Source organism: Mesorhizobium sp. M0184 (genome assembly GCF_040322215.1).
In the GTDB taxonomy this organism is placed as follows: Bacteria; Pseudomonadota; Alphaproteobacteria; order Rhizobiales; family Rhizobiaceae; genus Mesorhizobium.
Genome location: NZ_JAMYSZ010000113.1, coordinates 1 through 625, shown reverse-complemented (window position 1 = coordinate 625; position 625 = coordinate 1). Strand labels below are relative to the sequence as shown.

Genomic DNA, 625 nt, shown 5'->3' with positions numbered 1-625 from the left:
TCCAGAAGTTCCTTCTCAATAGCCATGTGATGATTCTCTCCTTTCCATCATCATGGCCTCGCGCACAGAATTCCTGACAGTCCCCCACCTTCTTGATGCCATGCCTTACAAGATCCACACGGTGCTCACCGACAACGGCATCCAGTTCACGATCTCAGGCGCTGGCGGCTCGGCCGTCCCATTGATCAAGGAAGCCATGGTGGCGGGGCTCATGACTTCGAACACGCCTGTGCACGGGCCGTTATCGATCACCGAACGACATCGACAAGCGCCTTTTTGATAAATCTGCGCTATTCTCCTGTCGCGCACGGACGACCGCGTGGCGAAGAGCAGGGTCCGAGGTGAGAGCCCTGCCGCGCAGCTTCTATCGTCGCACCTCGTTTGCGGCATCCGTGCGCGCCTTTCTCGGGCCTCGCGGGTTCCAACCGGCGACGAAGCGTGCATAGGCGCTCTCGGCCTGCTCCACCCACCGGCGCTCTTCTTCCCGGTGGCTCTTGATGTTGTAGGCGTGGGGGGGCCCCAGGATGGGACCCGCCCCCGAGGGGCCCGCCCGGCGTGTAGAAAAACGCCGCGGCGGTGGAGGGGTGGGGTGGGGGGGGCCCCCCGGACGAAGGAGCCGGACTAA

General features: G+C 63.2%; 1 protein-coding gene. It reads left to right on the top strand.

Features of this window, described 5'->3' with window-relative positions:
* The first annotated feature begins 100 nt into the window (after positions 1-100).
* The gene (locus tag NKJ23_RS34545; RefSeq protein WP_352685202.1) at positions 101-280 is read left to right on the top strand and encodes a hypothetical protein; all 180 of its coding nucleotides are present in this window, start codon (positions 101-103) and stop codon (positions 278-280) included.
* The last annotated feature ends 345 nt before the right edge of the window (positions 281-625 follow it).

Bases quoted from the DNA above. Each gene is read 5' to 3' on its own strand.
- NKJ23_RS34545 (WP_352685202.1), top strand. From the start codon at position 101: ATGCCTTACAAGATCCACACGGTGCTCACCGACAACGGCATCCAGTTC.